The organism is Streptomyces sp. NPDC051677, assembly GCF_044453465.1.
Lineage (GTDB): Bacteria > Actinomycetota > Actinomycetes > Streptomycetales > Streptomycetaceae > Streptomyces.
On sequence record NZ_JBITCT010000004.1, the window covers coordinates 1 to 13,366 of the forward strand.

The window sequence follows — 13,366 nt, forward strand, 5'->3', positions numbered from 1 at the left end:
AGCGAGTACTTTCTGGGGGCGGCCATGGTCGATGTTCCTCTCATGAGAACCATCTGACCCTCTGTCAACACACTCCGCATCTCGGGGGAACCTCAGGCCGCGCAGATCAACCCCGTCTGGCAGTACGGGCCCTACCGCGCCGACCAGGTTTCGGCCGGGTCGCAGCCCGACTGGTACATGGGCGTGGCGGACGGACTGCTTCGGGTGATGCCGGGCTGGGAAGTCGACGTCTGGGGTCACACCCTGGCGCTCGACAACCTGATTCCGTTGACCGTGGGCGTCGGTCTCTTCCTCGCCCTGGGCCTGTATCCGTTCGTCGAGTCCTGGGCGACGGGTGACACGCGCGAGCAGCACCTCCTGGACCGCCCGCGCAACCGTCCCGTGCGGACGGCACTGGGTGTCGCATGGCTCAGTTTCTACCTGGTGTCCTTGGGCGGCGCCGCGAACGACATCATCGCCATCCGCTTCCATGTCTCGGTCGAGTCGGTGACATGGGCGGTCCGCATCGGACTCTTCGTCGTTCCTGTCGCGGCTTATGTGCTGACCAAACGGCTGGCGCTCGGCCTTCAGCGCAGCGACCGCGACAAAGTGCTGCACGGACGCGAGACCGGCATCGTCAAACGCCTGCCCGACGGCGAATTCATCGAGGTGCACGAGCCACTGCGTCAGGAAAAACTCCACATCCTCACCCAGCACGAGCAGTACAAGCCGATCGGTCCCGGTGTCCGCCTTTCCCAGCAGCTGCGTTCCCGGATCAGCGTGATCCTTTACGGAGAAGGTACGCAGATCGCCAAGCCGACCGCGCAGGAATACCAGGCGCTGGAGAGGGGGCGCAACCAGGCGCTGAAGAGGGGGCGCACCGACGACCATGTCTAGGCCGACGCCGCCTCGCCCGCCAGCCGTATGGTGCGGATCTCCTTGCGGGAGGTGATGCCGAGCTTCGAGAACACCTTGCGCAGGTGCCATTCCACGGTGTGCGGGCTGATGAACAACTGGGCGCCGATCTCGGGATTCGTGAGACCGTCCCGGACCAGGCGGGCGATCTGCTCCTCCTGAGGGGTGAGGGCCGTCTGCGCAGCGGCGGGATGCTTGCGGACCCGCGCTCCCGTCGCCTGGAGTTCGCGGCGCGCGCGCTCGGCGAAGGCCTCGGCTCCGATGTGGCTGAGCATGTCGTGGGCGATGCCCAGGTGCGCACGGGCGTCGGCTCGGCGGTTCTCGCGGCGCAGCCATTCCCCGTACAGCAGGTGGGTCCGGGCGAGATCCATCCGCACGCCCGTGCCGCCGAGCCGCTCGGTCGCCTCACGGTAGAGAGCATCGGCGATCTGCCCCTCGCTCACCAGAGCACGGACGCCGGCAGCGGTGCCAAGAGCCCACTCGGTCCCGCTGGCCTGCGCCATGTCGCTGATTCCGCGCACCGCCGCGGCTGCCTCCGTGGGTCTGCCCAGTCGTACGGAAGCCTCGATCAGCTCCACCGTGGACTGGAGGGAGAGCCCGAGTTCCTGCGGATTCTCGCAACCCCGCAGAGCGGCCGCATACGCCTCCGCGTACCTGCCGAGGCCGTTGTAGAGCACTGCTGCAGCCCACTGCGTGGCGGTCTCCACCTTGCCTTCCCCGCGCAGGAGGAGGTCCTGGGTGACCGCGTCGATCGCCTGCCGGGTCGTGGCCTCCCTGCCCTTCCAGGGCTCGACGACCAGCGCGCTGTAGTGCGCGAAGAAGCTGCTGCCGGTCGCCTCACCGATCGCCGTCGCCTCCGCGACCAGAGAGCCGGCGCCGGCGAGATCACCGGCGAAGACCCGGTTCGACAGACGGAGCAGCAGTGCCGACGGCAGCACCGAGAGGGCTCCCGTCTCGCGTGCGAGGTCGACCAACCGTGCCGAGAGCACGGACCAGCTCTCGAAGTCCCATGTGCTGTGGGCCAGGCGGCATGCGAGCGGGAGCCAGCCGAGCCCTTCCTTCGGCGGGATCTGCTCGGCACGGAACGCGGCCAGCGCCTGACGCAGCAGTGGTGCGCCCGCGGCATAGCCCTGTGTGATCAGCCGCGCCTGGCCGTCCAGAAGGAGGTCGTCGCGCGTCGGTTCGGCGGGCGTGGGTGTGGCGAGAATGGCCTGGGCCACTTCGGGGATCCCCTTGCCGTGTGGCAGCCGGCCGGCGGTGAGGGCCGCGTAGATCGCGTCCCGGTACGTCTCACGGGCGAGCCCGGCGTCGAGCGGTTCCAGTCGCCGGGCCGCTTCGAGCAGCAGCGGCAGGCCGGCGCCGGCGCTGTTGGACGCGGTCATGATCCGACCGCGCAGGAGCGTCGACCGGGCGACTCCGAAATCGTCGAGGGGTCCCAGCTCGGCCGCGCCCGCCAGCTCCCGCGCGACGTCGAAGGCACCGGCCTGGTACTTGGCCTCCGCCGCCGCCAGTGCCCTGGTTCCACGGCGCGCGGGGTCGGGTGTCAGCTGGGCGGCCCGGTCCAGAAAGGCCGCCGCCGCGGCGGCTCCGCCACGCGCCCGCGCCCGGTCCGCCGAACGCTCCAGCTCGGCGGCCACCGCCTCGTCGGGTCCCGTCGTCGCACGCGCCAGATGCCATGCCCGACGGTCCGGATCGAGCCCGGCGTCGGTCACATCCGCCAGGGCTCTGTGCACCTCGCGCAGGTCGTCCGGGGCTGCCCCTCGATAGGCCGCCGAACGCACCAGCGGGTGACGGAAGCGCGCCCAGGCGCCGAGGGTGATCAACCCCGACGCCTCGGCGTCCGCCGCGGCCGCGTCCACGGCGATCCCCAGCCGCTCCGCCGCCCGCCTGAGCAGCGTCACGTCGCCGACCGGCTCGGCAGCGGCGAGGAGCAGCAGACGTTGCGTCTCGGCCGGCAGCGCCCTGACGCGGCGTAGAAAGTCCTGCTCCAGCCGGTTCGACACAGGCCCTGCGGCGGCGCGTCCGAAGTCGCTGGTCAGGTCCAACGCCGTGAGCGTGTGGGGCAGCTCGATCAGGGCAAGTGGGTTGCCGCGGGTCTCCGCGACGATGCGGTCACGCACCTTGCGGTCGAGCGGGCCGGTGACGACCGAGGCGAGAAGCTTTCGGGAGTCGTCCTCGAACAGCCCGGTCACGGGCAGTTCGGGGAGGCCTGTGAACATCTCACCGGTGATGGGCTCACGCACGGCGACGGCGAGCACGACCGATTCCGCGAGCAGCCTGCGGGCGACGAACTCCAGGGTCTGTGCGGAGACGCGGTCCAGCCACTGCGCGTCGTCGACGACGCAGACCAGCGGCTCACTCCCGCCGGCGTCCGAGAGGAGGCTCAGCGTGGCCAGTCCCACCAGGAACCGGTCGGGCGTGGCTCCGCCCTGCAGCCCGAACGCCGTGCGCAGTGCGTCGCGTTGAGGCTCCGGCAGGTTGTCGAGTCCCGACAGCAGTGGCGCACAGAGCTGGTGCAGGCCGGCGTAGGAGAGCTCCATCTCGGACTGCACGCCGACAGCGCTGACGGTCCGGTTTCCGGTGGCCCGCCCCAGCAGGTACTTCAGCAGCTCGGTCTTTCCGATCCCCGCCTCGCCACGCAGGACCAGGACTCCGCTGCGCCCGTCCCTGGCGCCGGCCAGCAGGTCGTCGAGGGCCCGACGCTCGTTCCGTCTGTCGAGGAGCCCTGCTCCGGAACCGCGGCTCGTCATGGCAGTCTCCCGCGTCAGATCCTCCCGGCGGCGCGTTGGCCGGTGCGTTGCCGGATCACTGCGGCCGCGGTGCGGCCGAGGCGAACCTGATCCATCGTAAACGGCTGCGAAAGCGGAGAACTTTCGGCTTTGACCGAACGCAGTGGGTCGAGCGCTGCCCGGAACGACGGCCGGACGAGTCGGCCACGGACCTCCCACGGCAGGACCACGCAGTCCCCTACGGCCTTCCAAGGGCGCGCCGGGCTGACCTCCGGCGCGACATTGGTGCCGGCTGCCCTTCGAGCTGCTGACCCACGAGGCAGAGGAGCCGGACGTGGACACACATCTGACCGAGATCAGGCAGAGCCGGGAGACGGCGGGCACGTCCGTCATCGCGCTGGACGACGCGATCTGGGTGTTCGTACGGGCCAGGCCCGGACTGCTCACCCTCGCCAGGCAGATCGTCGGGAACGCGCACGAGGCCGAGGACGTCATCCAGGAGACGTGGCTGCGGTGGCAGGGCGCCGACCGCACGGCTGTCTCCAACCCGTCGGCACTGCTCAGGACGACCGCCGTCCGGCTGGCAGTCAACGTCGTCCAGTCCGCCTGGAAGCGCCGGGAGTCGTGCGTCGGCCCCTCGCTCCCCGAGCGGACGGACTACGACGCGAACCCCGAAGCGGTGGCCGAGCGTCAGGACGCCGTCGAGCGAGCGGTCCTCCTGATGATGGAGACCCTGACGCCGCGGCAACGTGCGGCGTACGTCCTGAGGGAGGGGTTCGGCTACCCGTACGACCGGATCGCCGAGATTTTGCACCTGAGCGTCGTCAACACGAGGCAGCAGGTTGCTCGCGCCCAGCGGCGTCTCACCGGGGACCACCGCAGGCAGCCGGTCGACTCCGTCGCGCACCGGCGTCTCGTTCAGGCGTTCTTCTCGGCAGCGCAGACCGGTGACCTCGGGCATCTGGAAAGGATGCTGTCGACCGATGCGGGCGGATCAGGATCTCGTTGATCGCAGTGCGGTCGAGATGACGTTCATGCGGTCGCCGAGATCCGCGAGTTCCTGGCGAAGTTCCGTGACCCGGATACGAAGCTCGGCGGCTTCGGCGGTCAGCGACAGGAATGTGGCAGCGAGGTCGACGCGGTCCTCATCGATCAGGGACATCGTGTCTCCATGAATGTGCATGCATGGGGTGGCCCTCTCCTTCCGGTGAGGGCCACCCCGAGAAATTACTTCTGCTGCGCGAGCCAGTCGGCGAACCGGGTCTTTGCGATGTGTGCGTCCGGGCCGGGCAGGAGCGTGTTCTCCTGCAGCGGGGCGCCCCAGTACGTCGCCTGTGGGTCCGTGACGATCTTGCGCGGGTCGTCCAGGGCGGTCAGCCCCATGCGGATGAACTCCTCCAGCTGGAACACGTCGGGGCCGCCGACCTCCACCACGCCGTCCACCGGTGCGCCGACCGCGGTGCGGGCGACGGCCGCGGCCACGTCGTCCGAGACGATGGGCTGGATGCTGGCATCGGGCAGGTGCACGGTGTCCCCCTGGGTGACGCCGTCGGCGAGGCCCTTGGCGAACTCGAAGAACTGGGTGGCGTGGACGATGGAGTAGGGGTTGCCGGACGCCTTGATCAGGTCTTCCTGGACCTGCTTGGCGCGGAAGTACCCGCTGCCCTGGAGGCGGTCGGTGCCGACCACGGACAGCGCCACGTGATGCGCCACGCCGGCCTGGCTCTCGGCCTTCAGCAGATGGGTCGTCGAGGTGCGGAAGAACTGCATGACCGCCTCGTCCTCGAACGAGGGCGAGTTCGACACGTCGACCACCACCGACGCACCCTCCAGGACCTCGGCCAGCCCCTCGCCCGTAATGGTGTTGACGCCGGTGTTGGGCGACGCCGCGACCGCCTCGTGCCCGTGCTCGCCGAGCCCGGCGACCACCTTCGAGCCGATGAGCCCGGTTCCACCGATCACTACGACCTTCATGACGGAATTCCTTTCGAGTTTTCCTGATGCCTGTGTCAGTAGAGACCGGGCACCGGGTCTGTTTGTGACACCTTCTATTCGACCAGTTTTCCCGTGGTCGAGACTTCCTCCATGAGGGGGGAAATCTCGTCGGGGACGGCCGGAATTCCTTCGCGGGTGACACCCGTCGTGGGGGACCACACGAGATTCACCTGTAGAGCGGAATCCAGGCCGGGGTAGTCGCTGCGGTTGTGACAGCCACGCGTCTCGCGGCGCTCCAGCGCCGATTCGAGGGTGGCCCGGGCGGCTAGCGCGGCGGACTTGAGGTCGAAGGCGTGCGCGAGGTCCTGGTAGCCGGCGATGTCCGGGTGGATACCGACGTCCTGCATCCTCTTCTCGATCACCGCGAGTTCCGCCAGTCCCGCGCGCAGTCCGTCTTCGTCGCGTACGACACCGGCGTGCTCGGTCATGGTGTTGCGGATGGCGCGTTGCAGGGCACGCACGTTCTCCGGCCCGTCGGCAGCGAGGAGCTCGTCGATCTCCGCGCGGGCCTGCGCGATGGCGGACGCCGACCGCGGCTGCGCCTCCAGGGACCGTGAGTAAGCGGCGGCGGCCTGTCCGGTGAGGCGGCCGAACACCAGCAGCTCGATGAGGCTGTTCCCGCCGAGGCGGTTGGCGCCGTGCAGCCCGCTCGACGCCTCACCGATGGCATACAGGCCCCGCACGTCCGTGCTGTGGTCGCCCGGGCGCACCCACACCCCGCCCATCGAGTAGTGCGCGGTGGGCGCGATCTCGATCGGCTCGCGGGTGATGTCCAGCATCTGCAGGTCCAGCAGGGTCTGGTAGACGCGGGGCAGCCGCGTCATGATCGTCTGCCGGGGCAGGTGCGAGACGTCGAGCCACACACCTCCGTTGGGCGTGCCCCGGCCTTCCTTGATCTCGGTGTACGCGGCCAGGGCCACGCGGTCGCGGGTGGACAGCTCCATGCGCTCGGGGTCGTAGCGGGCCATGAAGCGTTCCCCGAGCGCGTTGCGCAGGATCCCGCCCTCGCCCCGGGCGGCCTCGCTGACCAGGGTGCCGGCCGCGTTCTCCGGCTCGATGATCCCGGACGGATGGAACTGCACCAGCTCGGCGTCCCGCAGCCGGGCGCCGGCCTCCACGGCCAGCCGGAAGGAGTCGCCCGTGTTCTCGTCCCGCCGCGAGGAGGTGCGCCGCCAGATACGGGTGTGGCCGCCTGCCGCGAGGATGACCGCGTCGGCGTGGATCAGGTAACGCCTGCCGCTGGTGAGGTCGAAGCCATAGGCGCCGAACGCGGCGCCCTCGTGCACCAGCAGCCGGGTGATGTACACCCCCTCCAGCACCGGGATGTCGAGCTGTTCGGCACGCCTGATCAGCGTGCGCTGGATCTCCAGGCCTGTGTAGTCACCGGCGAACGCGGTCCGGCGGAACTTGTGCGCGCCGAAGAAGCGCTGCGAGATCCGGCCGTCGTCCTCGCGGGCGAAGGCCATGCCGTAGCGCTCCAGGTCGTCGATGCCCCGGGCGGCGCCCTGGGTGACGATCTCCACGGTGCGGGGATCGGCGAGCAGGTAGCTCTCCTTGAGGGTGTCGGCGGCGTGCTGCTGCCAGCTGTCCTCCGGGTCCATGGTGGCCAGTGCCGCGTTGATGCCGCCGGCCGCCAGTGCCGTATGGGCGTCCTCCTTGGGGCGCTTGCCGACGGCCAGGACGTCGATGCCGGCCTCGGCCAGTTCGATCGCCGCGCGCAGACCGGCACCTCCGGTGCCGATCACCAGCACCATGGTGGCGAGACGTTGTTCGGTGACGGGCACGGTCCACTCCGATCGCTGGGGTCTTCATCCAGTACGACCGGACAGTCCCGCGATCTGTGACACCGGCCGGCCTTCAGGAGGCCGGTGTGGGCCGGCCAGTCGACGACCAGGTCGATGTGCGGGGTCGAGCGCGGCCTGGCGTGCGACGAGAATCGGCGCGCCGTGGAAACAGGCCGCGAACCCGGCGGCGAACAGCTGCTGTGTGTGGGGTCTCGGACCACTGGGTGACCGACGAGTGCCCGGTGGTGTGACGACCCGGCCCGTTCAGGCGCCCAGCGATGCCACGTAACGTGTCAGCTTCTCCGGGTTCATGACCCACATGGCCCGCTCGATGCCGCGCTCCGAGATGTCGAGGGTCAGCAGGACCACCGGCGTCCCGCCGTCCGAGACGAGAGCGGCGGGCCCACCGTTGGCCTCGACCCACTCGATCTCCTTGTGCGGCCAGAAGCGCGGACCGAAGGCGGCGAGGTACCTGGAGACGTGCACCGGGCCGACGACCGGAATCCGGGACGCCCCGCGCAACCCGTTCCCGTCGGTGTAGCTCACCACGTCCTCGGTGAGGATGTCCTCCAGCACGGCCAGATCGCCGGTCTGCGCCGCTGCGAGAAACACCTCCATGAGCCGTCGGTGCTCGGTGGCGTCGACGGGCTTGCGGCGCTCCGAGGAGATGCGCTTGCGCGCGCGGCTCACCAGCTGGCGCGTGTTGGTCTCGTTGGTCTCCAGCATGTCCGCGATCTGCTGGTACGGGTAGTCGAAGGCTTCCCGCAGCACATAGGCGGCCCGCTCCACGGGGTTCAGCTTCTCCAGCAGGAAGAGAACCGCCAGGTCGAGCGCCTCGGCCCGCTCCGCGCCCAACTGCGGATCGGCGCGCGTGTCGATCGGCTCCGGCAGCCAGGGACCGGTGTACGACTCGCGCCGCACCCTGGCGGACTGGGCCAGGTTGATCGCCAGCCTGGCGGTGACGGTGGCGAGGAAGGCCTTCGGCTCGCGGACCGCGACACGGTCGGTGTGCTGCCAGCGCAGCCACGCCTCCTGGAGGATGTCCTCGGCCTCCGCGGTGCTGCCGAGGACGCGGTAGGCGATGCCGTAGAGCTGGGGCCGCACCGCCATGAACACCTTCGTCGCCTCGTCGAGGGAGTCCGCGCCATGGAGGGAGTCCGTGCCGTCCCGCATGCCCATGCGTGCCGCCTTCAGTTCCGACCCGTTCCCGCAAACGCCTGCCCATGATATGCGGGCGGATCACGACGCCCAGGAGAACGACGAGATGATCGCCGCTCCGGCGGCGATGAACACCGCGCGCAGCACCAGGGCCACGAGCACGCCCGCCATCAGCACCCGCTGCTGGTACACAGGCGACGGTGTTGTGGCACACGGCCACGTCGGCGACCCCGTGCAGCCCCGTCTCGTCGAGCGTCTGCGGGTGCACGGTCACCCGTGTCGTGAGCTCCGCGCCCAGGGACGCCAGGCGCGTCATCAGCGAGGTGCGCATCGACCGGGCGGGCTCCACCGCGTGCACGGGGACCCGCGACTCCAGGAGACTCATCAGCGTGACCCGCCCGGCGCCCGCGCGGCGTGACACGCGCACGACCGCATTCCGGGCCCCTTCCCGTGGAGGGGTCGGTGACCCCGGTGGCTGACGGCTTCGTGAGGCGACGGTGTTGCCGGTCCCCCACAACACCTAGGACCAGGACTCGTACCAATGTTGTGACACTGATGTGGTCGCGCGTGTCACAGATCCGTCCGGAGCCCGGTCATCACTGGAGACGGCCATGGCGGCCATGGCCGGGTGTGAATCCAAGGGAGGCCGACCCATGTCGGACAAGGACTCAGCGCAGGGGACCGGAGTGCAGACCCGGTCAAAGGGCTGGAAGACGGCGGCGAACCTGCTGCAGGACACCGCTCCGCTCACCGTCCCCGAGGGCGCGTCGGCTATGACCATTTTCGTCGAGTGGGAGCCCGGAGATCCGGGAACCCCGCCCCACCGCCACACGGGACCGGCGTTCGGCTACGTCGTCGAGGGCGCCGTCCGTTTCGAGATGGAAGGCGAGCCCGAGCGCGTGATCGAGGCGGGCGGGACGTTCTGGGAGCCCGGCGGCGACGCGATCCACTACCAGGACGGCAACGCGCTGCCCGACGCGCGCACGCGGTTCGTCGTGACGATGCTGTGCGCGCCGGGCAAGCCCATGCTCGAACTGGTCGAGGAGGAGGAACTGGCCCAGCGGGCCCCTCGCCGCGCCCCACGGCCCACCGGCTGACCGCCCCCGTACCAGCCGGTTGCGAGGAGACCGTCCGTCCGCGGGAGGCACGGTGCGGCATGAGCGCCACTGATGTCGTGAACGGCATGCTGACAGCGCTGTTCGCGGCCGCGGCTGTCTACGCGCTCTGGCATGTCGTGCTGCCACGCGGCCCCGGATGGCTCGGCCGAGGCGACACTCTCCTGCACACCGTCATGGCGTCGGCCATGGCGGTGATGCCGTGGCACCCGATCGGCGAAGAGCCGCCGGGGCGGACGACCCTCTTCTTCGCCGCCGCGGCGCTGTGGTTCCCGTTGACCGCTGTCGTCAGCCGCCGCGGCCCCGGATCGGCCGGCCTCGTGCGCAGGTCACCCCAAGCGGTCGGCATGGCCGCCATGGCGTGGATGCCGGTGCGGCACGGCGGCGTCGCGGAGGCGGGGACCGACGACGTGGTCACCGGTGTGCTGACGCTCTGTCTGCTGGCCTACGCTCTCCTGTCGCTGACCCGGGATATGCCCACACTGCGCGGAACGCAGGGCGGCGTGGGCGTCTCCACCGACCTCGGCGGGCCCTGCGACCGCTTCTGGCACGGATCGACGGCGATGGGCACGGCCATCATGCTGCTCATGCACCACTGACACTGAACACAGGACAACCATGTCTTCCTGGACAGCCGGTGCCCAACGGTGTCACACATCGTGTAGCAGTCCGGTCCTAGTGGGAGAACCAGTCCGATTCGGCGCCCATGGCGAGAAAGGCGGCTCCCGGACATGATCATCGGAACCTCGGTGGGCGCCCACGCCTACGTCCCGGGCACCGCGTGCACCGCGTGCACCGCGTGCACCGCGGCGGAGCTGTTTCTGGACGGGCTGTTCATCAGTGGGCCGGGGCTGTACCGGGTCGACGAATCCTCGGCGACCTCGGCAGGCCCGGGCCAGGCATCCATTTCTTCCCTGGCGGAGGTCGGCCTGTGAGCACCATCGCGTTCCTCAGCATCGGCATGCACGGGCATGTCAACCCGACGCTGCCGGTCGTGGCCGAGCTCGTCCGGCGCGGCCACGCCGTCACGTACCACACCTCGCCCGCGTTCCGTGCGGAGATCGAGGCGACCGGCGCGACCGTGTACCTGTACCCCGGGGGTGATCAGCCGTTCCCCGATCCGCCGACTCCGGTCTCGTGGATGGAGTCGCTCGCGAGCACCGCCGTCCACTTGCTGCCCGCTGTGCTCACCGACCTGCGCCGCGAGCGGCCCGACCTGATCGTCCACGACAGTGCCTGTCTGTGGGGCGCGGTGGCCGCCCGTGAACTCGGGGTGCCGGCAGCCTCCTCGTTCACCACGTTCGCCCTGGACCGGCATGTCCCCAGCCCCACCCGCGGCTCCTGGGACCTGCTGACCGCGGCGACGGCTCAGCCCCGCAGTGTCCGGGGCTACCTGCGGTCCCGCTGGGCGCTGCACCGCCGCTTCGACGCACGTGGGTTGCCTCTGCTCGACCTGGCGAACATCCGCCAGCCGCTCAACCTGGTCTACACCTCACGGGCGTTCCAGCCCGCCGTCGACGGCTTCGACCAGTCCTACCGGTTCGTCGGCCCAAGCATCGGCGCCCGGCCGGCCGACCCGTCGTTCCCGGCCGATCGGCTGCGGGACCCCGTGCTGTTCGCCTCACTGGGCACGGTGTTCAACGCCGCCCCTCGGCTGCTGCGCGCCCTGGCCACCGCGCTCGCCCCGCTGGGCGGCACCGTGGTCGTCTCCACCGGGCAGACCGATCCCGAGACGCTGGGCCCGTTGCCGGCCAACGTGCTCGCCCGTCGCTTCGTGCCACAGCCGGAGGTGCTGGCCCGCGCGGCGCTGTTCGTCACCCACGGCGGGATGAACAGCGTCAACGAGGCCCTGTACGCCGGGGTTCCGCTGCTGGTGGTCCCCCAGGGCGCCGATCAGCCGATGGTCGCCCGGCGCATCGTGGAGCTCGGCGCCGGTCTGTCGATCCGTACCCAGGACGTCGCAAGGGGCTCGGCGCACGCCCTCGCCCGGCAGCTGCTCCACGACCCCCGGTTCCGAACAGCCGCCCGCGCCCTGCAGGTCGCCCAGCGCGAGGCGGGGGGATACCAGCGCGCCGCCGACGAACTCGAGCGGTATCTGCACGCGGCCGGCTCGACCGGTCAGCCGTCTTTGCCGGTCCGGCACAGCGAGGCCGAGTGATGTCCCCCGCCGTCTTCGTCCTGCTGCTGTTCGCCGGGCTGTCAGAGGCCGCCGGCCGCATCCTGCCTCTGGTGGCACGCCGGCCCGGTATGCCGCGCACTCTCGTGGCCGCGTTGCTGCTGCCCGCCGGCCTCGTCGAAGGTGTGGTCTTCGCGCTGTGGCCGCTGACCGCGTGGACCGTGGCCGACTTGGTGCTGGCCTCGCCCCCGCCGGGAACGGGCCTGGTGTGGACCCCGGGCGTGGTCGCCCCGCTGGTGCTCGCCGCGGTCCTCGCCTTCCCGTTGCTCGGTCCGCTGTTCCACCTGGTGCTCTTCGTGGGGGTCGGGGCCGGTCTCGTCGGCCCGCTCACCGCGGAGAGCGGGCTGGGCTGGTGGAGCGCGGCCGGTTGCGTCGCCGTCGCCGGGGCCGCACTCGGTCTCGCTGTGGAAACCGTTCGGCGTCTTGTCGTGAGGATCAGTGCGACCGAGGCACCGGAGGCGATCACATGAACGGTTTCTTGCTCTGGGCCTGCTTGGTCGGGCCTGCTCTGCTGGCCGAAGCCCTGCTGGCCCGTTATGAGCTTCTGGCCTATGGCGCCGGCTGGCGGGCCCCTGTCGACGAGCTCCCGGAAGGCGTTCCCTACGCCCGGGGCGCGGCCCCTGACAGCCCGCCGGGCGCCTACCTGGTCTACCTCGACGGCATTGGCAAACGCCGCGTACGTGACAGCCGGGACGGCGGCCAGCTGGTCCAGGCCCTGATCGCGGGAGCGCCGGAGCTTCGGGTGCTGGGACAGGTGCAGCCCTATTCACCACTGGCCGACCCGCTTGCCGACAGGCGGGTGTGGGCGTGGCTGCGCCGCCACATCGGGCTGCTGCTGTTCCTGCACAACGTCGTGCAGACCTTCGTCGCGGCCGACCACCGCTACCGGCCCCTGTACAACCGGGCTGTCGGCTCCCAGATCGCCACTCAGCTCCGGCTCGCCGGCTACCGGCCCGACAGCGGTACGCCCGTGGTGCTGCTCAGCTACAGCGGCGGCGCCCAGGTCGCCACGGGCGCGGTTGACGAGCTGCACACCCAGTTGCGCTGCCCGCTCCTGCTGATCACGCTCGGTGGGTTCCACAACGGAGCCAACGACCTCTCCCGTGCCGAGCACCTGCATCAGCTCACCAGCGCGAACGACCGGATCGAGCAGATCGCCGCCTGGATCTTCCCTCAGCGCTGGCGGCTGTTCCGCCGTAGCGGATGGAACCGGGCCGTGCGCGCGGGGAAGATCACCGTGCATCGGCTCGACCCTGCCACTCACTTCGGTCCGCAGAGCTACATCAGCCCGACGGCTCTGCTGCCTGACGGCCGCAGCCACCTCGACCGCACCGCCGACACGGTCATCGCGGTCATCCGCGCCCACCACGGCTCTGCCCTCGTGCCAGGCGACCCGCTGCCATGACGCTCCCTGTTTCTCGCCGCCTGTCCGCGGTCCTGGCGGCCCACAGCCTGGGCCGTGGCCGCTCTCGCGGTCTCGGAGTCGTCCACGGCCCGTGAACCGGCTCCGGCGTC

12 protein-coding genes and 1 pseudogene are annotated in these 13,366 nt (G+C 70.4%); 8 read left to right on the forward strand and 5 right to left on the reverse strand.

What is annotated here, in order from left to right; all coding sequences use genetic code 11:
* Positions 1-99: 99 nt before the first annotated feature.
* Positions 100-876 (forward strand): annotated as a pseudogene (locus tag ACIBAF_RS05865) (ubiquinol-cytochrome c reductase cytochrome b subunit); the annotation flags it as partial.
* On the opposite strand, the gene ACIBAF_RS05870 reads toward ACIBAF_RS05865, so the two are convergent.
* Positions 873-3,644 (reverse strand): AAA family ATPase, encoded by a 2,772-nt coding sequence (locus ACIBAF_RS05870; protein WP_399461865.1) that lies wholly within the window; start codon positions 3,642-3,644, stop codon positions 873-875. The pseudogene ACIBAF_RS05865 and the gene ACIBAF_RS05870 overlap by 4 nt on opposite strands.
* A 313-nt stretch (positions 3,645-3,957) precedes the next feature.
* Here ACIBAF_RS05870 and ACIBAF_RS05875 point away from each other — a divergent pair, with 313 nt between their 5' ends.
* Positions 3,958-4,632, forward strand: a complete 675-nt coding sequence (locus ACIBAF_RS05875) for a sigma-70 family RNA polymerase sigma factor (RefSeq protein WP_399461866.1) — start codon at positions 3,958-3,960, stop codon at positions 4,630-4,632.
* Here the strand turns inward: ACIBAF_RS05875 and ACIBAF_RS05880 are convergent.
* From ACIBAF_RS05880 to ACIBAF_RS05895, 4 genes are all read right to left on the reverse strand, one after another.
* Positions 4,618-4,785, reverse strand: coding sequence for a hypothetical protein (locus ACIBAF_RS05880; protein WP_399461867.1), 168 nt, complete (start codon positions 4,783-4,785; stop codon positions 4,618-4,620). The two genes, ACIBAF_RS05875 and ACIBAF_RS05880, sit on opposite strands and share 15 nt — an antisense overlap.
* A 65-nt stretch (positions 4,786-4,850) precedes the next feature.
* Positions 4,851-5,597 carry an SDR family oxidoreductase gene (locus ACIBAF_RS05885; RefSeq protein WP_399461868.1) on the reverse strand — a complete coding sequence of 249 codons (747 nt, stop codon included), beginning with the start codon at positions 5,595-5,597 and terminating at the stop codon, positions 4,851-4,853.
* Between the two features lie 74 nt (positions 5,598-5,671).
* Positions 5,672-7,372 carry an FAD-binding protein gene (locus ACIBAF_RS05890; RefSeq protein ID WP_399462113.1) on the reverse strand — a complete coding sequence of 567 codons (1,701 nt, stop codon included), beginning with the start codon at positions 7,370-7,372 and terminating at the stop codon, positions 5,672-5,674.
* A gap of 294 nt (positions 7,373-7,666) precedes the next feature.
* A complete protein-coding gene (locus ACIBAF_RS05895) occupies positions 7,667-8,581 on the reverse strand; it encodes an RNA polymerase sigma-70 factor (RefSeq protein WP_399461869.1) in 915 nt (304 codons plus the stop codon).
* 632 nt (positions 8,582-9,213) lie between these two features.
* Here ACIBAF_RS05895 and ACIBAF_RS05900 point away from each other — a divergent pair.
* The 6 genes from ACIBAF_RS05900 to ACIBAF_RS05925 all read left to right on the forward strand — a co-directional run bounded on the left by ACIBAF_RS05900 (position 9,214) and on the right by ACIBAF_RS05925 (position 13,256).
* Positions 9,214-9,657: a cupin domain-containing protein gene (locus ACIBAF_RS05900; protein WP_399461870.1), complete on the forward strand. Its 444-nt coding sequence runs from the start codon at positions 9,214-9,216 to the stop codon at positions 9,655-9,657.
* 59 nt (positions 9,658-9,716) lie between these two features.
* Positions 9,717-10,274, forward strand: a complete 558-nt coding sequence (locus tag ACIBAF_RS05905) for a DUF5134 domain-containing protein (protein ID WP_399461871.1) — start codon at positions 9,717-9,719, stop codon at positions 10,272-10,274.
* 132 nt (positions 10,275-10,406) lie between these two features.
* Positions 10,407-10,610, forward strand: a complete 204-nt coding sequence (locus ACIBAF_RS05910; protein WP_399461872.1) for a hypothetical protein — start codon at positions 10,407-10,409, stop codon at positions 10,608-10,610.
* Positions 10,607-11,833 carry a macrolide family glycosyltransferase gene (locus tag ACIBAF_RS05915; protein WP_399461873.1) on the forward strand — a complete coding sequence of 409 codons (1,227 nt, stop codon included), beginning with the start codon at positions 10,607-10,609 and terminating at the stop codon, positions 11,831-11,833. Before ACIBAF_RS05910 ends, ACIBAF_RS05915 begins: the two co-directional genes overlap by 4 nt.
* The gene (locus ACIBAF_RS05920; RefSeq protein ID WP_399461874.1) at positions 11,833-12,321 is read left to right on the forward strand and encodes a hypothetical protein; all 489 of its coding nucleotides are present in this window, start codon (positions 11,833-11,835) and stop codon (positions 12,319-12,321) included. The genes ACIBAF_RS05915 and ACIBAF_RS05920 overlap by 1 nt, the downstream gene beginning before the upstream one ends.
* Positions 12,318-13,256: a hypothetical protein gene (locus ACIBAF_RS05925; protein WP_399461875.1), complete on the forward strand. Its 939-nt coding sequence runs from the start codon at positions 12,318-12,320 to the stop codon at positions 13,254-13,256. Before ACIBAF_RS05920 ends, ACIBAF_RS05925 begins: the two co-directional genes overlap by 4 nt.
* Positions 13,257-13,366: the final 110 nt, after the last annotated feature.

What these genes read in the sequence shown, in the direction of transcription:
- ACIBAF_RS05925 (WP_399461875.1), top strand. Translation starts at nt 12,318, where the DNA reads ATGAACGGTTTCTTGCTCTGGGCCTGCTTGGTCGGGCCTGCTCTGCTG.
- ACIBAF_RS05910 (WP_399461872.1), top strand. Translation starts at nt 10,407, where the DNA reads ATGATCATCGGAACCTCGGTGGGCGCCCACGCCTACGTCCCGGGCACC.
- ACIBAF_RS05890 (WP_399462113.1), bottom strand. Translation starts at nt 7,372, where the DNA reads ATGGTGCTGGTGATCGGCACCGGAGGTGCCGGTCTGCGCGCGGCGATC.
- ACIBAF_RS05895 (WP_399461869.1), bottom strand. Translation starts at nt 8,581, where the DNA reads ATGGGCATGCGGGACGGCACGGACTCCCTCCATGGCGCGGACTCCCTC.
- ACIBAF_RS05920 (WP_399461874.1), top strand. Translation starts at nt 11,833, where the DNA reads ATGTCCCCCGCCGTCTTCGTCCTGCTGCTGTTCGCCGGGCTGTCAGAG.
- ACIBAF_RS05900 (WP_399461870.1), top strand. Translation starts at nt 9,214, where the DNA reads ATGTCGGACAAGGACTCAGCGCAGGGGACCGGAGTGCAGACCCGGTCA.
- ACIBAF_RS05880 (WP_399461867.1), bottom strand. Translation starts at nt 4,785, where the DNA reads ATGTCCCTGATCGATGAGGACCGCGTCGACCTCGCTGCCACATTCCTG.
- ACIBAF_RS05885 (WP_399461868.1), bottom strand. Translation starts at nt 5,597, where the DNA reads ATGAAGGTCGTAGTGATCGGTGGAACCGGGCTCATCGGCTCGAAGGTG.
- ACIBAF_RS05905 (WP_399461871.1), top strand. Translation starts at nt 9,717, where the DNA reads ATGAGCGCCACTGATGTCGTGAACGGCATGCTGACAGCGCTGTTCGCG.
- ACIBAF_RS05870 (WP_399461865.1), bottom strand. Translation starts at nt 3,644, where the DNA reads ATGACGAGCCGCGGTTCCGGAGCAGGGCTCCTCGACAGACGGAACGAG.